This is a genomic window from Collinsella sp. An2 (assembly GCF_002160065.1).
In the GTDB taxonomy this organism is placed as follows: domain Bacteria; phylum Actinomycetota; class Coriobacteriia; order Coriobacteriales; family Coriobacteriaceae; genus Limicola.
This window is the reverse complement of sequence record NZ_NFJW01000006.1, coordinates 70942-88540: the sequence shown is the minus strand read 5'-3', so window position 1 is coordinate 88540 and position 17599 is coordinate 70942. Positions and strand designations below refer to the sequence as shown.

12 protein-coding genes are annotated in these 17599 nt (G+C 62.5%); all 12 read left to right on the top strand.

Going from position 1 to position 17599, the window contains the following annotated elements; all coding sequences use genetic code 11:
- Window positions 1-74 precede the first annotated feature (74 nt).
- The 12 genes from B5F33_RS05545 to B5F33_RS05490 all read left to right on the top strand — a co-directional run bounded on the left by B5F33_RS05545 (window position 75) and on the right by B5F33_RS05490 (window position 17557).
- On the top strand, window positions 75-374 hold the full coding sequence (locus tag B5F33_RS05545; RefSeq protein ID WP_087410804.1) for a YerC/YecD family TrpR-related protein: 300 nt from the start codon (window positions 75-77) through the stop codon (window positions 372-374).
- A gap of 141 nt (window positions 375-515) precedes the next feature.
- Entirely contained in the window at window positions 516-1031 is a 516-nt protein-coding gene (locus B5F33_RS05540) for a GNAT family N-acetyltransferase (RefSeq protein ID WP_087410803.1), read from the top strand.
- 140 nt (window positions 1032-1171) lie between these two features.
- Window positions 1172-4198, top strand: a complete 3027-nt coding sequence (locus B5F33_RS05535; RefSeq protein WP_087410802.1) for a PD-(D/E)XK nuclease family protein — start codon at window positions 1172-1174, stop codon at window positions 4196-4198.
- A gap of 2 nt (window positions 4199-4200) precedes the next feature.
- Window positions 4201-7938 carry a UvrD-helicase domain-containing protein gene (locus B5F33_RS05530; protein WP_239284848.1) on the top strand — a complete coding sequence of 1246 codons (3738 nt, stop codon included), beginning with the start codon at window positions 4201-4203 and terminating at the stop codon, window positions 7936-7938.
- A 239-nt stretch (window positions 7939-8177) separates the two neighbouring features.
- A complete protein-coding gene (locus B5F33_RS05525; protein ID WP_087410801.1) occupies window positions 8178-9029 on the top strand; it encodes a tyrosine-type recombinase/integrase in 852 nt (283 codons plus the stop codon).
- A 364-nt stretch (window positions 9030-9393) separates the two neighbouring features.
- A complete protein-coding gene (locus tag B5F33_RS05520; protein WP_087410800.1) occupies window positions 9394-12258 on the top strand; it encodes an FctA domain-containing protein in 2865 nt (954 codons plus the stop codon).
- Between the two features lie 4 nt (window positions 12259-12262).
- On the top strand, window positions 12263-12613 hold the full coding sequence (locus B5F33_RS05515) for a hypothetical protein (protein WP_087410799.1): 351 nt from the start codon (window positions 12263-12265) through the stop codon (window positions 12611-12613).
- A 549-nt stretch (window positions 12614-13162) separates the two neighbouring features.
- Window positions 13163-13879, top strand: a complete 717-nt coding sequence (locus B5F33_RS05510) for a response regulator transcription factor (protein ID WP_087410798.1) — start codon at window positions 13163-13165, stop codon at window positions 13877-13879.
- Window positions 13872-15788 carry a HAMP domain-containing sensor histidine kinase gene (locus B5F33_RS05505; RefSeq protein WP_087410797.1) on the top strand — a complete coding sequence of 639 codons (1917 nt, stop codon included), beginning with the start codon at window positions 13872-13874 and terminating at the stop codon, window positions 15786-15788. The genes B5F33_RS05510 and B5F33_RS05505 overlap by 8 nt, the downstream gene beginning before the upstream one ends.
- 78 nt (window positions 15789-15866) lie before the next feature.
- The gene (locus B5F33_RS05500) at window positions 15867-16373 is read left to right on the top strand and encodes a DUF3284 domain-containing protein (RefSeq protein WP_158095315.1); all 507 of its coding nucleotides are present in this window, start codon (window positions 15867-15869) and stop codon (window positions 16371-16373) included.
- A 260-nt stretch (window positions 16374-16633) separates the two neighbouring features.
- Window positions 16634-17074 carry a DUF3284 domain-containing protein gene (locus B5F33_RS05495; RefSeq protein WP_158095314.1) on the top strand — a complete coding sequence of 147 codons (441 nt, stop codon included), beginning with the start codon at window positions 16634-16636 and terminating at the stop codon, window positions 17072-17074.
- Between the two features lie 42 nt (window positions 17075-17116).
- Complete coding sequence (locus B5F33_RS05490) at window positions 17117-17557, top strand: DUF3284 domain-containing protein (RefSeq protein WP_087410794.1); 441 nt, start codon at window positions 17117-17119, stop codon at window positions 17555-17557.
- Window positions 17558-17599 lie beyond the last annotated feature (42 nt).

Below are 17599 nucleotides of genomic sequence, written 5' to 3'. Positions count from 1 at the left end.
GTGCATAGATTTCGCTATATCGGCTATTCGAAGGTATCTTATATGTACATTTCTAGTGGATTTGGCGGTCTCTGATGAATATTGATGCGATGTTTGATCGGCCTGACGTCAGCCAGCTCGTGCATGCGTTCTCGCTGCTTGAGACCGAGCAGGACATCGAAGCGTTTCTCACCGACCTCTGCACCCCGCGCGAGGTGTGCGATTTTGCCCAGCGACTCCAGGTGGCGCGTTATCTGGACGAAGGGGAGCCCTATGTACAGGTCCAGGCGCGCACCGGCGCGTCGTCCACCACGGTGAGCCGCGTCTCGAAGGCGCTCAACGGCGAATACGGAGGATACCGCCGCATACTCATCAAGCTTGAGGACGGCGAGTAACACAGAGGACGGCGAGCGACAGGACGGCGAGTAATAAGACGGCGAGTAGCGCCAGAAAAGGGCCGCGCGGCGTTTCCCGGTCGGTGTGGCGGTACCATAGACCTCTGGAACAATGGACCGAGCCATACAGGGGGAACGCGCATGACCGTCAAGACGTCGTTTGAAGCTGTGAAAACGCCGGAAGACCAGGAGCGGCTCGCGGAGCTTGCGGGTGGCATCTGGCGTGAGTATTGGCCGGCGCTCATCGGAGCAGACCAGACCGAGTACATGGTTGCGCAGTTTCAGTCGCTTGACGCCATTCGCCGAGACATGGCCGAGCACGACTACGAGTATTGGTTTATCTGTGCCGAAGACGGCCATGTCGTGGGCTATACGGGAGGACACGTAGAACCCGAGACGAACCGCTTCTTCATCTCCAAGATCTACCTTTTGGCTGCCGAGCGCGGGCGGGGGTATGCTCGCGCGGTCGTGGAGTTCTACGAGCGCCTGTGCCGCGAGCGCGGCCTTCGAGCCATGCACCTCACGGTAAACAAGCACAACGAGCTCGGTGTCCGGGCATACCGCGGCACGGGGTTTGCCACGATCGACTCTGTTGAGACTCCGATTGGTGAGGGCTTCATCATGGACGACTACATCATGGAGAAGGCCGTCTCGTAGGGCGTTTGCCTGCGCTGGGGCAGAAGCGCCCGAGCCGCCGGCGCCAATCTAGAGTCCAGCGTCTGCGGGCATATGCGCTCCGTCTTCGTGTCCGCACGGGCAGGTAGGATAAGATTCGGATACGACGTGAATGGAGGACCATGGCGATCCGAATCCTAGAGACCGGCTCTGGCGCAGGGCTCACCGCGCGGGAGATGGACATCCTTGCGAGCGGCGTGGAAACGTCCACGCTGCTTGTGCCTGCCTATGCGGCGCGCGAGCGCGCGCGGCGCGAACTTGCCGACGCGGGACATGGCGTAGGTATAGACGTGCTTACACCGGCTTCATGGCTGGAATCGCTCTGGGAGTTGTTGAGCGATGGGCGCCATATGGTGCGCGACATCGAGCGGCAGCTGATAATCGCAGAGATCGTCGACGGCGTCGCAGATGACGCGCTTGCCCCTCTCAGGAAAAATCCCGGAACCGTCCGGATGATTGCCCGTATGGCCCGCGATCATGCTCCCCACCTGGGGAACGCGACCTCGGGCGCGTCGGCTGATGGCGTCGCGGGGGTGTCCGACAGCGCTGCGAACGAGGCCGTGGCACGTGTGGTTGCAGCCTATCGCGAGCGCCTAGAACACCTGGGTCTCATCGAAGCATCGGAGGCGGCCGAGCAGCTTGCCCTTGAGCTTGCCGCGGCCGATCCGGCCCATGTCCCTTCTCGGCTGCGCTCGGTTACGCTGCGCGGCGTCCTCTCTCTTTCCGGCTATCTGGTGCGCCTGCTTGCCGCTATCTCTGCGGTGGGGGACGTGACCGTCATGCTCTGCGACGGGGAAGAGCCGTTTGCAGAGGAGCTTGAGCGCGAGTTCTCCAAGCGTGGGTGCACTGTCGAGCGCGTGTCCATGCAGTCGGACGGCGATGCGGCGGGCGCGTGCGGGGATGTCGGCGCGGTCTCGTTTCTCGAGGTCGCCGGGCCCCACGCGCGCTCGGAGGCATATGCCGTAGACATTGCCGAACTTGCGCGTGATGCCGCAGGCAAGGCGGATGGCGTTCCCTCGGTCGCCGTGGTGGCGCCCCGGCCTGCCGAGCTGCTCGAAGATATTGCCCCGCGCCTTGCCGTGCGGGGGATTGCGGGGCATGCGACGGGCTTCGTGCGCTTTTCGCAGACTTCTGCCGGCACGAACTTCATGGCGCTTATGGACCTCGCACGCCGCATGGCAGATGCGGAGGCAGGCCGGGGCGGCGCGTCCGAGTGGTGGCCTGCGCCGGAGCTCACCGACTGGCTTTACTCGCCCCTTTCGGGGGTGGAGGCCTCGCTTGCGCGCGCATTTGACAAGAAGATCCGCGGCGACCGGTCGCTTACGCCCGAAGGCGTGATGCGGCAGCTCCAGTCGGTGCAGGGGCGGCAGCGTGCGCAGCGCAAGCACCTGGACGCCACGTCTCCGTGGGCCGACGTTCCCGCTATCTGCGCCGACGTGTTTCAGGCCGTGCGCCAGGGGCGGCCGGTGACTGCGCTCAAGACCCTGCTCGCGCAGGTCGACCTTCTGCCCGCCTCGGCATGGGGCGCCGACGCCGGGCGCCTACGCGCCTCCGTCGAGCGTGCGGCGATTTCGCGAGCGCTCGAGGTCGTGGGCGACCTCGCACATCGTCTTGGCGTCTCGCAGGCGGTGGCATGTACCGTGCTCGACGGTATAGCCGTCTCGGTTTCAATGGACTGCGTGCCTGAGGGCGAGCCGTGCGGCCACGCCGAGTTCCTTACGCTCGCCGACGCTGCCTGGCGTCCTGCGGGGGCAGCGTCTGCGGCGTTTTTTGCCGACGTCGATGTGCAGAGCTACCCGCTTGCACACGCCGACGGTCCGCTTGCGACCTTGGCTGCCGAGCTGGGCGCCGAGACCATCTCCATTGAGCCTGCGGCGCTCTTGCGGGCCCGTACCGCGTGTGTGCTGCAGGCGGTAGGGCAAGCGACGTTCGCCCGCGTCACACACGATCGCCAGGCCAAGGACCGCTACCCGGCGGCCATTTGGACGGAGCTTGCCGCCCGTGCGGGCGATGCGGCGCCAAAGCGTTCGGTGGGCGAAGGGGACATCGTTCAAAACCTCGACGATGCGGGTGCGATGGGCCTGGTCCGTCGCCGGGTTACGTGCGAGCCTCCTCAGCGTCTGAGCGAAGACGCCATTCCGTATCTTGTGCTCAAGCGGCGGGTATGCGACGCGGACGGCACCGAGCGGCTCGAGCCGCGGCAGTTCTCGGCATCGCAGATCGAGAGTTACGCGACGTGTCCCCTCTGCTGGTTCATGTCATCGCGCGTTCGCCCTCAGACGATCGACGCGGGCTTTGGAAACATGGAAAAGGGCAATTTCGTCCACGACGTGTTGTATCGCTTCCACACGGAGCTTGCCGACGACGGCGTGCCGCGCGTAACTCCCGAGAACCTCGACGCATGCCTTGCGCGTCTGGCAAACGTCTTCGAGGCGGTGCGCGAGGAGCATCGGCGCAACAAGACCTCGAGCTCCGCAGCGCTCATTCCCCAGTCCGCAACCGAGGAAGCTGCGGTCGACGAGATTCTTTCGCTGCTGGAACGAGTCGTCCGTCTTGAGGCGCGCACCTTGACGCCGTTTGCGCCGGCGTATTTGGAGTACGCGTTCAACGATCTGGATGTCTCGTATGCCGGCATGCCGCTTGGCGGGCGCATCGACCGCGTGGATGTGGATGCGGAGGGCCGCGCCGTGGTGATCGACTACAAGCATCGCACCGGCGCACGCCAGTTTGCACTTAAAGATCCCACGCTTCCCCTCAAGGACGGTTCCGTTCCCGCCGATGACCCGCGGTGGCTGCCGGAGCACACGCAGACGCTCATCTATGCGCAGGCGCTGCGCCGTGCCCTGGGGCTCGATGTCCGTGCGGCGCTCTATATGGTTACCAAGGAGCGTCCGCCCAAGATCGTCGGCGCGGCGTCGGAGGAGCTTGTAGAAGAGGAGAAGGGCGATGGCCGCATCCCGGGGCTCAGCCACGGTTTTCCCGATGCCGACGGCGGCAGCATGACATTCGACGAGCTGCTTGACCGCGTGGAGAGCAGCATCGCCGACCGTTTCGACGACCTTGCGCATGGCGTCGTCTCCGCCGTGGAGGAACCCGCCTCGCGCTGTGCATTCAACCATCCGTTTGGATTTACCAGAAGGGACGCCTAGCCATGGCGATCGACCTCAGCACCCTCATGCCTCAGCAGCTCGAGATCGTGAAAACGCTCGATGGGCCGCTCTTTGTTTCCGCGGGAGCAGGCTCGGGCAAGACGTTCACGCTCACCCAGCGCATCCTTTGGGCGCTGAGCCCGGAGTCCGGACCTTATGTGGACCATCTGGACCAGGTGCTTGCCATCACGTTTACCAAAGACGCCGCGGCAGAGATACGCGAGCGGGTGCGCGCCGCGCTCGTCAAGGCGGGCGTGGAAGAGGAAGCGCTCCGCGTCGACGACGCCTGGATCTCGACCATCCATGGCATGTGTTCGCGCATCTTGCGCGCCCATGCGCTCGAGCTGGGCCTGGACCCCGAGTTCTCGGTGTTGGGCGACCCTGACGAGCTCATGGACCAGGCTGTGGAGCATGTTCTTGCCCGCATGCAAGCGGAGGGCAGGCTGCCCTTCCATGGCGGCATCCGCGACTGGTTTGCGCTGCGCGGGGAGGTTCGTCCCGGGGGCGGCGAAGGCGGGACAAGCGTCGTGGGCATCGTGCGTCGTCTGCTTGAGCTTTCGTGCGCGCTGCCCCACGGCATGGACGACGTGCACCTTGCGCGCGGCTATGTCGACTTCTCGGGCCTGGCGGATGCATGCCGCGCCTATCTGGCGGACGCAAATCCCAAGAGCAAGGGTGCACAGAAGGCCCAGGAACTTCTGGGGCGCGCGGAGGCCATCGACGCTTCCACAGCGACATTGGATCAGGTCGTCGAGCTGCTCATGAACCTCGACGTGCCGGCTGCGAGCGGCAACGCCAAGGCTGCCGCGACGCTCATCAAAGCCGAAGCTGCCGAGGCGGTCGTCAATGCCTATGTAGCGCTGTCTTCGGATGCTCTGGACGAGCTCTTACTCTTTGCGCGCAACGTCGAGGCGGAGTATAGACGGCTCAAGGCGGAGCAGTCGCTGCTCGACAACGACGACCTGCTGCGTCTTGCCTTTGCGGCGCTGCGCGACCACGAGTCGGTCCGCGCCGCCTATGAGGGCAAGTTCAAGCTGGTCATGATCGACGAGTTTCAAGATACCGCTCAGCAGCAGGTTGACCTCATCGACCTGCTTGCGGGGGAGGGCGGCATACACCTGTGTACCGTGGGTGATGCTCAGCAGTCGATTTATCGGTTCCGCGGTGCCGATGTCGAAGTCTTCCGGCGTAAGGAGCGCGAGATCTCTCGCATGTCCGATGCGGGCGCGGACGGCATCGCCGGCCAGGACGGCGCTGTCAGCAAGGACGCCGCTGCCGGGCAGGACGCCGCCGGGCACGGGCATATCGTGCGCCTCATCAAGAACTTCCGCAGCCATGCCGACATCCTCGACTATGTGGCGCAGGTCTTTGATGATGGTCGCGGCGGCATCATGAGGGATTTTCTGGACCTCGTGCCCAACGAGGGGCGCGCCGACGGTCTTAAGGCGCAGGGCGCGTCGCGTCGGCAGGCGATCTTCGTGGCGGCCCAGCACACCGAGGACATTCGTCCGGCGCTCGCCGCTTCCATTGCCCGTCGCTTTCGCGAGCTGTCCGATGCGGGCCAGCCGGCGGGCGGCATGGTGCTCCTGTTGGGCGGCATGACCTATGCCGATCTCTACGCCGATGCCATTCGGGCGGAAGGGCTCGACTGCGTCATAGCGGGAGGATCGGTCTTCTCTCAGGCGCCCGAGGTCTCCGCGGTGCGCGCCCTTGCCTGCGCGCTTGCAAACCCGGCGGATACCGCCCAGGGTCTGGCGCTGCTGCTGCAATCGCCCATGTTCTCGCTCGGCGTGCAGGAGTTCTTGGCGCTCACGACCGCCTGGGATTCCGAGACCGGTGAGACGCGCCGTCGCAACCTCGACGCGGGCATTGCATCCAGCGACGACGCGCCGGGGCTTGCGGGTCTCGAGCTGGTCGGGCGCGCCCGCACGGTGCTGCGTCGGGCGTTCTCGCGTGTGGGTCGCGACCCCTTCGCCCGCATCGCTCGCGACGTGGTGAACGAGTCCGGCTGGTTCGTGCGCCTTGCCGATCGCGGGCCGGAAGGCAAAGCGGTCGCGGCAAACGTGCTCAAGGCCCTCGACGCCCTGGGCGAGGCCGAGGCAGAGCTGGGGAACGCTCCGCGAAAGATCGTCCTGGCCTTCGACCGCTTTTTGGCGGGCAAGGAGGCGCCGGGAGCCCTCAACGAGGAGGGTGGCGACGCGGTGCGCATCATGACGGTGCACGCGTCCAAGGGCCTTGAGTTCCCCGTGGTGGCGGTTGCGGAGTGTTTTTCGGTTCGAAGCGACGCCTCGAGGTTCCGCGTGCGGCGGGAGAGCGACCGCGTGGATGCGGCCCTGCTGCCTTCGCGATTCCCCTCGATTACCGCCTCTGACGGTTCGAGTATTTCGGCGACTGCAGTCGAGAAACAGTTCAAAAAAGTGACGAAGTGGCTTAACGATGACCTGGCAGACGAGGTGTGTGCTACGGGGTCGGCGCTTGGTGCGTTCAATAGCTTTGGCGAGGAGAATCTTCAGCTCGAACTCGCGGAGCGGGCGCGCCTGCTCTACGTTGCCATGACCCGCGCGCGAGAGCTTCTGATTCTTGCCATGGGGGAACGAATCGGGTCTGAGGGCAAGATTCCCACGCTCAAGTTTGACGAGAGGACCGACCTCACCGGGCGCGTGTTGGAGCGTATCCTGCCTGCGTGGCCATCGCTTGCAACGAATCGTCTGTATTACGAGGGCTCGCAGCCCGGCGACTTCGAGTTCATTCCTCTGAGCGGATTCGTGTTTGAGGACGCCTCATATGAAGCGGTTGAGGCGGCGACGCCCGAGGGGGAGGAGCCCGTTGGCGCGCCCGGGGCGGAAGACGCGCTTCCAGATGACGACGGTCCCATGGATACGTTTACGCTCGTCGAGCCGGTACGTGTTTCCGTGCGCACCGCTCCGTCGCCCAGGCCCCCGCGTATCTCGTACAGCTATACGTCCATGGCGGCAGCGCTGCACGCCGAGGATGAGGACCGAGCTGTTGCGGCAGATGCTGGTGAGTTTGCCGATGCCCTCGACGCCGCTGGTTTGGGGGAGGGCGAGTCTGTTGCCTCGCTTGTCGCATCCTCCGATGCGGATGAGGTCGCACCTGCGCCTCCGGTGGTCGACGTTGTAGATGCGACGTTTGGTGACGACGCTGATGAGGGCGCCGGCGCGGAGCCCGTATCAACGGCGCAGGCTGCTGTTCCCGAAGACCCTACGGCGCTCGGCTCGGCGTTCCATGCTGCGGCACAATGGCTTATCGAGACCCGTCAAGGCACGGTCCCCGCGTCGCGCATCGCCTCCCTGTGTGCCTATTGGGGGGTTTCGGAGTCCCAGCGCGCGCGGCTCTTGGAGGCGCTTGGCCGATGGGAGAGGTCTGCGGTGCGCCGAGAGGTGCTGTCGTGGCCGTGCGTGCGTGCCGAGGTGCCGTTTTTCTCTGAGGGCATGGACGGGGCGCGCGAGCGGTTCGGCTCTTATGCCGAGGGCTCGATCGACGTCTTGTGCACCGATCCCGCCCGGCCGGACGAGGCGTTTGTAGTTGATTACAAGACCGGTGGCTCTGCATCTGAGATGCCCGAGAAGCTTCGGGATAAGCATGAGCTGCAAGCTCGCGTCTATGCCGATGCGCTGCACCGGGCGGGGTTTGCTCGTGTGACGCTTACGTTCGTTCGCGTACAGATCGAGGACCCCTCCTGTCCGGGAGAGCCTCAGACAGTGACCTATCAGTTCTAATACGCGGGGCCTGACGGGGCCCCGTTTGTTTTTCACGGCTCGACGCGGTCGTATGCCGTGTCGAGCTTGGTTATATCCGCGCGTGCTCAGCAGGCGGATGGTATCTCTCCATAGAACGTACATATATCGCGACCAAAAATCGAACATATGTCCGGTCGAGCAACTATCGTTACCTATAAGGGGTTAATCGGTCTATACAGTGTTGCCTCGCGAAACGTTATGAAGGGCAGGGAGGATGTATGACGCAGCGAGAGCATTGGCCGGAGGTTGCGCGGTGGGAACAGTATCTGGTGCACAGGGAGGCCGCTCCGGCGACCGTTGAGCGCTATCTGCGCGAGGCGCGTTACTTTGCAGCGTTCGCCAGCGAACGCTGCGTGGGCTCGGCGGCGGAGATTGGCCGCGAGGATGTTCTTGCGTATAAGGCAAAGCTGTTGGAAGAACGCGCTCCTTCGGGAGCAAACACCGCCATTGCGGCAGTCAACGGCTTCCTCGCGTTTGTAGGGCACTCCGAGCTCAAGCTGCGTCGTCTTCGCGTGCAGCCCATGCCGCGCTGTGCGGTCGACGGCATTACAAAGGCCGATTATAAAAAGCTTGTCAAAGCTGCCCACAATAAGGGCGACAACGTGGAGGCGCTTCTGGTACAGACGCTCTGTTCGACAGGCATTCGCGTCAGCGAGCTTGAAGCGGTGACGGTGGATGCCGTACGCGTGGGCTACGCCGTGGTGAGAAACAAGGGGAGGACGCGTCGCGTTTGGTTTCCCGAGCGGCTCTGCAAGTTGCTCACGATCCATGTGTTTCGGCAGAAGATACGGTCGGGCCCGGTGTTTGTGACGCGAAGCGGCAACCCGATCGATCGTACGCGGGTGTGGCGCATTCTCAAGGAGCTCGCGCGCCTTGCCGGCATCGAAGTACGTCGCGTGTTTCCGCATGCACTCCGGCATCTGTTTGCCACGACGTTTCAACGGGTGCATCGCGATCTGGAATCTTTGAGCGTCCTGTTAGGCCATGCCCGATTGGAGACGACGCGATTGTATTTGGCGGAAGATGAAGCCGAACGGCGCCGCCAGGTTTCATGCTTGGGATTCGTCTAGCTGCGTCTGCTGAGGACTGAGTCCGAGGCTCGTTGAGACGCCGCCCGTTGCGTCTCTGTGAGCCGAAATAAAAGCAACGGAATGGGCGTTCCGTTGCTGGCTAACACCCCATTTACCTGCGGATATGAAGAAATATATACCTTGCAGACAAATGTAGCCAAATTTTAGCACAAAGCCCGTAAATCCCTTCCGGCTGCCGGGCCCTCGCGCGGCCGATACCTCGACCTGTCGCTATTTGCGCGGGTCGTTTTTCATTTTTAGTCACCCCAATCTCCACCTAGCAACGGAACGCCCATTCCGTTGTTGACCGTCAAACACGGCCTGCGAACAGGCATTTTCTGTTTGCGACGACGGAAGGAGAACCATGGGAGAAACATTACGGAGAACGGTTGGGAGGTTGTTCGCCACCCTTGCCGTGCTCTTACTGGCGGTGACGGCCTTCTCTCCGGGGAAGGCTTTTGCTGCCGAGGTGACAGATGAGGCTGGCTTTATTGCGGCCATCGAAGCTGGCGGTGACGTTACGGTTACCGGCGATATTGAGCTTAAGCAGCCGGTTACCGTGAAGAAAGACGTCACGCTTAATGGCACGGGCACCATCAAGCTAGCGGATAGCTTTGAAAAGGGCGAGAGCCTGGCACCTCTGGCTATTTCTGAAGGTGCTACGCTCACGATTGACGGCGTAACGCTTGATGGCAATCAACAGGACTGCAATTACGGTGCTGATACCGGCAGCATGATCTATGTTGGCGGTTCGCTTGATCTGAAGAGCGGCTCTATTGCGAACGTTATCAACTCGGGCAGCGCGACCGGGCGTGGTGTTGTGTACGTTGCTGACGGCGGCCACTTCATCATGGAGGGCGGCTCCATTGCGGACTGCCAGCTCACGGGTGGTAACTATCAGGGAATCGTGTACGTTGCTCCGGGATCGGTGTTTGATTTTTCCGATGGTACGATTTCCGGCTGCTACGTGAAGGACCCTCAGGGTGCTTCAGGTGTTGTCTCTGTTAAGAATGGCACAGAATCTAATGGCGTGCTTAATATGAGCGGCGGCAGCATTTCCAACAACGATTCATGCGGTCTGTACATCGGTAGCAACTCCGATCTTGCGCATCCCGGCAAGGTCAACCTGTCCGGCGGCGAGATCTGCAACAACACGTACGGCGATTCCTACTACGCCGGCGGCGTCTACATCGTCAATGGCGACCTCGAGATGACGGGTGGTACGATTTCCGGCAACGAGGGGCAGTTCTACGGCGGCGGCATTGCTCTGGTGGCAAACCCAACCGCGAAATTCAACATGACGGGTGGCACCATTTCGGGCAACAAGTCTATGTACGGTGCCGGCGTGTACCTTACCGGTATCCAGAACACCGATTGGGCATGTGATGTTGAGCTCTCCGGTGGCCGAATCGAAAACAACGTGGCGTCTCGTCAGGGCGGCGGCATCTATGTGGTCCGCGGCCAGGAGGTCAATCTTAAGAACGTTGTGGTAACGGGCAACAATGCGGAGAAGATCGGCGGCGGCATCTGGACCTGCTCGACCGGCGACATGCGCGTCTACGTTACCAACGGCGGCGCGGTCTTCGGCAATACCGCTTCGGGCGACGAGACAGGTTCGGCCGGTGCCGACCTTGCATTTGTCAAGCATGACGACGATGAGGGTATCCAGGACTTCTCCATTGCCATGCGCGCTCTTGGTGGCGGTAGGGTCACCTATTACAACGATGGTGGCGTCTACGCAACCAACGACAAGGGCGAGGGTCTTGATGGTACCGGCATGTATTATCTGGGTGTTTCTGATGGCACGCCGCGTTATGACGCGTCCAACCCGGGTGATGCTGTGACTGATGTCAACGTTGCGGGCCAGAGCTACGCGCTGGTCTCTAGTATGAGCGAGGATGCGCAGGCAGTGGCAAATAACAATGCCAAGCTGATTATCACGGGAAACCAGGCAAACCGTGGCGCTGGCGTTGGTGCTAACGGCAGCGTCATCATCGGAACTGCTCCCAGCCCAGAGACCGGTGTCACCGAGCATACGCTTACTGTAAAAAAGGTTTGGGAAGGCGTTTCTGAGGACGCCACGCTTCCTGAGGTGGAGGTAGCGCTTGTCTCTGATGGTTATCAGCTCGATACCGTCAATCTCAACCAGGAGAATGGCTGGACTGCGCAATTCACAAATCTTCCCGAAGGCGAGTACGCGGTTAAGGAGCTTACGACTGTTGAGGGATACACCTCAACAGTCGGTGATACGGTCACGGGCGAAGATGGTAATTACACCGTTACCATCACTAACACGAAGAACTCCGAACCCAGCCCTGAACCTGGCGGCGGCACCACACCCACTCCTACGCCCACCACGCCGGCTGATGTGACCATCTCTGCCGACAAGGTGCTCAAGGGCGCCGACCTTAAGGCTGGACAGTTCACGTTCCAGCTGGTGGACGAGACCGGCAAGGTCATCGCCACGGCTACCAACGACGCCAACGGCAACGTGACCTTCCCGGAGCAGACCTTCAAGGCCACAGGCGAGCACACCTACGTGGTGAGCGAGGTTCTGCCTACGGACGACGATCCGAACACGCCGGGCGTTCAGAAGGACGGCATCACCTACGACGAGGCGACCTACAAGGTCGTAGTCACCGTGACCAAGAGCGGCACCAAGTATGTTGCGAAGGTCACGGGCAACAATGCAACCTTCACGAACGTGTACGACACCACGGGCACTACGGTGACGGTGGGCGCTAAGAAGGAGCTCCAGGGCGGTAGCCTCGAGGCCGGACAGTTCACCTTCGAACTCAAGGACGAGGCCGGCTCGGTTTTGGCAACCGTTACCAACGCCGCCGACGGCAGCTTCGCGTTCCCGGTGCTTGAGTACAAGAAGGCCGGAGCTTATCACTACACCCTCGCCGAGGTCAACGACGGTCAGGAAGGCGTCACCTACGACGGCGCCGTGTTTGACATCACCGTTACGGTGACCGACAACGGCAAGGGCGAGCTTTCTGCCCAATACACGGTGCAGAAGCACGGTGAGAGCACCTATCTCACCGACCTGCCGACGTTCGTCAACGTTTACACGCCTACGGCCGAGCCTCCTGTCGAGACCACCACGCCGAGCGGGCCGACGCTGCCTCACACGGGCGATATGGTTCCCTTCGTGGTTGGCATCGTCGTTGTTGCCGGAGCGGCGCTGATCGGTGTCTCGCTGTACGTGAAAAAGCACGGAGCGTAGCACCATGGACGAAACGAATGGAGTGGTTGCTGAGCCCGAAGCTACGAACGGACATGCATGCGGTCGTCATGCGTTTGTGCACGAGCGGGTGCTTGAGCTCATTGTTCAGGAAACGGTGGTATCCGGTTCCCTTGCAATGAGAAAGCGAGAGCTCGCGCAGAAGCTGGGCTGCTGCGATAGGATGGTCGACCGAGCCCTCACCAAGTTGAGGCGCGCAGGGCAGATTGTCTCCACTCCTTCGTTCGATGCGTCGGGTGCACAGCTGGGCAATACGTATCGGGCGACGCAGGCCGGCATCACGCGTGCAGAAGAACTGCTGAGAGAGCGGGCGGCCGGGCGCATCGTTACGAGATAGCCCACCGGAAAACAAGCAGCACCTTTAGGGGCGGCTCTGGAAGTTCATTCCGGGGCCGCCCCTTTTTGTTAGAGGTTGGAAGTGTTGGTGTGCCGAGCGTGTCTCCCTGTTTTGTAGTTTTGTTGGGAGCCGGAAGGACTGGCGAGGGGAATGTGCCTCTCTGTTTTGTGGCAATCCACACGCACGGTTTGAGAACTGTGGCAATTCACACGCTCAAGGGCCGTTTTGGGTGGCCTGAGCGTGCGTTTTGCTACATAACAGGACCGTGTCCAAGGACGAGCGTGTGTTTTGCCACAGGATAGACGCGTGCCAGAGGATGAGCGTGTGTTTTGCCGCAGGATAGGACCGTACCAGAGGACGAGCGTGCGGATTGCGACAAGATGGGACCATCCGCAAGGATGAGCGTGCACATTGCAGCAAGATAGAACTTCCCAACACCTCCAATCCAGACCTTAAAAATGCTGAAATGCATGCAGCCCGGCGAATACCGTGCCGGGCGGCCCCGTACAATGGCAGCAGGCTTACAGCCGCTTTGCCGGGAGGAGGGGCATGCGCGTTCTCATTTGCGATGACGAGCTCGATGTTGCGCAGATCGTAGCCGAGTTGCTGCGTCGTGAGGATATCGAAGCCGTCGTGTGCGGATCAGGACCAGAGGCGCTTGCCATGCTCGACCGCGCTCGGTTCGACCTGGTGGTCCTCGACATCATGATGCCCGGCATGGACGGCTATGAGGTATGTCGTCGCATTCGGCGTTCATCGGACATCCCCGTGCTGTTTCTCTCTGCCAAAACGGAAGAGCTCGACCAGGTGATGGGCTTTGCCATTGGAGCGGACGACTACGTGACCAAGCCGTTCAAAGCCCGCGAGCTCGTTGCACGCATCAGGGCGCGCATCCGGCGGGACCGCCGCGCGTCGTCCCATGTGGTCCGTCACGAGCTGCTGTGTTCGGCGGGACTTGAGCTAGATGCTACGGCGCATGAAGTCACGCTGAACGGAGAGCCGGTGTCGCTGACGCCTACCGAGTTTGACCTGTTGGCCGAGCTCATGCGTGCTGGAGAGTCGCCGGTACCGGCCAGCGACCTCTACGAGCGGGTGTGGCACGAGGCCTATAACGCCTCATCGCGCAACTCCGTCATGGTCTACATTCGCCACCTGCGCAAGAAGCTTGCAGACATCGATTCGTCCCGACCGTTTATCGACACGGTATGGGGCGTAGGCTATCGCATGCGGCAGGCGGCGACGCGCGAGGAGGTCTCCGATGAGTAGGTCTGCCGCCGACGACCCTCGCCAGCAGGTATCCGAGCAAGACCTGTCTACCCCGACGACGCGTCCCGACGAGCAGCCGTCTGCGACTCCGACGGCAGGTGCCGACAGGGGGACGAGACGGTCCCGGCGTGCCCGCGATGTGCTGCATGGACGCCGAACGCCGCGCCGGCCGCTGTCCGTGCGCGGGCGTCGCATGCTTGCACGAATGGTGGCGCGCACCGCTGCGGCGCTGGTAGTCTTTGCCATCGCGTGCGTTGCCGTCGTCTATGCCGTAACCGCTACGTCGTTTGGAAGCTGGTTTACCGGCGGCTTGTACCGCGCTTTTAGCCCCTGGATCACGGTCGAGGCACCCAGGTGGGTCGATCAGGCTTTGGCGTCCGAACCCAACCTGGCGGGGCTTTCGGACTATGAGCAGGGGCTGGTGTCGGACCTGCGCCAGTCGGTTCGTGCGATTCAGGCTGACGGCATCCGAAGCTATCTTGTCGGGTGCGTGAACGGTACGCTCACGCCCGCCTCCGACGAGGCGGCGACGTTGGTCGACCAGGCGCGCCAGCTCATGGTCGGCGACGAGGCAGATGCCGCTGCCGAGGCCGATGCCGACGCCGAGGCAACCAAGACGATCACGATCGTTAACACGGGTGAGGCTTCGGACAGCGCGAATGCGAGCGTCGTTGACGGCGGTGCTATGGCCGCATCCGATGCGGTGTGGTCGGTCACCAAGGATCTTTCGCACGACCCGGAAGCGGTCGAGCGGCTCTTTCCCGAGGCTCAGAAGGCGACGGGATTCGACTATTCAGAGATGGATCTGCTCTATTGGGAGGACCCGGATGCCTCTGGCCGTCTAGGCTCGGTCTCGTATCGTGTCTTTGGCGACGGACATGTGGAGCGCTGCGACTCGGGGCCCTATGTGGCCGTGACAGCGGCGCTGGCTGTGTGTGGATGGATTGTAGCGGTGGGCGGCGTGCTCGCAATCATCGTGTTGGGGATTCGCCGGCCGCTTGCTCGCTATGATGCACTGTTCCAGGCGATCGTTGCGCTCTACGACGACCCGCGCGCCATGCCCGATTTGCCGCCCGAGCTCGACGAGGACCGCCGTCTGCTGTCCGACATCCGCGAGCGCAACGAGGCCGACGAGATTGCGGCCCGCGCCGCAGAACAGCGCAAAGACGAGCTTGTTGCCTATCTCGCGCACGATATCAAAACGCCGCTCACCGCGGTTACGGGGTATCTCACCCTGCTCGAGGAAGCGCCCGACATGCCCGAAGGGCAGCGTGCGCGTTACGCCTCCCTCGCGCTCGACAAGGCGTATCGTCTGGACGGCATGCTGGACGAGTTCTTCGATATCGCCCGCTACAACCTGGGCCAGCTGGTCGTAGAGCGCGAGCACGTCGACCTGGCGCTCTTCTGTCATCAGGTGGCAGACGAGTTCTTCCCCGAGGCGTCTGACCATCATTTGACGATATCGGTTTCTGCTCCCGAGGGGGTTGAGGTCTACGCCGATGCCGCCAAGCTCTTCCGTGCGGTGTCAAACGTCATGAAAAACGCCGTCGCCTTTGCCGACGAGGGGAGCGTGGTGGAACTCGAGGCGGTGGTCGACGAGCCCGATGCCCAGGATGGCGCCACTGTTGGCGAGGGCGTACCTTCTTGCGGTGCCGCAACGTCTCGGGTCAATCCAGGATTTTCCATCGTGGTGCGCGACCATGGCCGCGAGATCGCGTCCGAGCACCTGGACCGGATCTTCGACCGGTTTTTCCGCGAAGACGCCGCCCGTCCCTCGCGCCGCGGGGGAGCGGGTCTGGGCCTTGCGATAGCCCGTGAGATCGCCCGGGCCCATGGCGGGGATATCGTGGCGACAAGCGACGCCGGCGTCACCACGTTCACGCTCACCATCCCCGGTTCCAAGGCGTGACGTTCGCGGATGTCCTCGCGGACGGTTACGTTTTGCGGTATACCTACAGGCATATGGTTTTCGGACGCAGGGAGCATCATGGAGATCACACTGCATTTGGACGTTACGCCCGAGGAGTTCTTTGACCTGTTGGCGCGTAACGTCGCAAAGGACATCGAGGACGCCACCGGCAAGACCGTTCCCACCAGCAAGTTCAACGGCTATCGCTATGAGAAGGTGGTCCGCCAGGGACGCCTGCGCTCCGAGATGAAGGTGCGCATCAAGAGCTACCAGCCGCCGAAGCGCTATGCGGTACGGTTCACCACGTCACAGGGCGAGACCTCGATTGTCTACGAGGCCGAGCCCGTCGCCTCCGGTGGCATCGACGTGACCTATACCGAAGAGTACAAGCCGACGAATCCGGGCTTTGGCCTCAATCGCCGCTTGGGCGAACTGCGCTATAACTTCAAGGTGCGCGAGCGTGCCAAGAAGACGCTGCCGGCCATGGAGAAGTACATCAAGCAGGAGCGTCGCCTCAAGGCCGAGGGCATCGATCTTGATGCGACCGGCGAGGACGACGCCGAAGGCTCGGACGCCAAGCAGTAGCCCGGGAGCGGGTCGGCGCCTCTTGGTGCCGTCGGCGCCGTCTGCGCGCCCTCACTCGTCCTCTGCACGGTTCCGCCCTGCTGTCTGAGTTGTCGTACCCCGCTGTCTGTACGGCCCTGTTGCGTCGCCTGTGCCCCCACCCCATGCCCTTACAAGGGCGGGGGCACCAAGGGATGGCGCGCGGCACGAACGGGGTACAATGGCTTGCATCGAACGGATGCGGGCCGTCCCGCAGGGCCTTGAAGAGGAGCGCGCACGCCATGGAGCTCACCCGAAAGCTTGCCATCTCGCCGGAGGAGTTTTTCGAGCAGGTGGAGCAGTCGGCAATCGAAGACATCGAGCGCGCCACCGGCAAGCGAATCTCCCCGGACAAGCTGCACGGCTTTCACTATGCGAAGGTGGTCAAGCAGGATAAGCACACCTCGAAGATGAAGGTGAAGGTGCGCTGCTGTCGTCCGCCCGAGCGGTATCAGGTGCGCTTTGTGTACGACCAGGGCTCCAACACCGTCACCTACGAGGTCGAGCCCGCCGAGGGCGGCTGCACGGTGCGCTATGTGGAGGAATTCGAGACCGCAAGACCTACGAAGGGCATCGGCGGGATGCTACACCGCAAGTTCTACGAGGGACAGGTTATCAGCAAGGCCAAGCAGACGCTTTCCACTATCGAGAAGCGTGCCATGAAGGCCCGCCACACCTCGTAGCGACAGCGAGGCGTGACGGCGGTACGGGCTGGAGGAATCACCATGGATTACACGAGACACCTCGACGTTTCGGTCGAGGAGTTCTTCGAGGAGATGGCGCGCACCATCAAGCGGAGCGTGCAGCACGAGACCGGCAAGGAGGTCTCTACGGGCAAGCTCGACGGCTACCGCTATGCACGAAGCGAGCAGGAGGGCAAGAAGGTCATCCACGGCAAGACGCGTGTGACCTATAAGCCGCCGCACACGATCGAGCTCAAGCACACGTGGCCCGACGGCGTGAAGACCGTTCGCTATCTGGTCGAGGATGCCGGGGGAGACGGCATCGAGGTGACGTTTAGCGAGAACTTCCGCGCGAAGGACAAGACGCGCGGCCCGCTTTCGGGCGTGGCCGACCGAGTCTACGACTGGGACATGCGTCGCAACGCGAAAAAGGCCCTACGCTCGATCGAGCGGAACATCAAGGTGGCTCGCGGGCGCATCTAGGGCGTGCCCGGGTACGGGGACGTGCTCTCTGGAGGTGTTGCG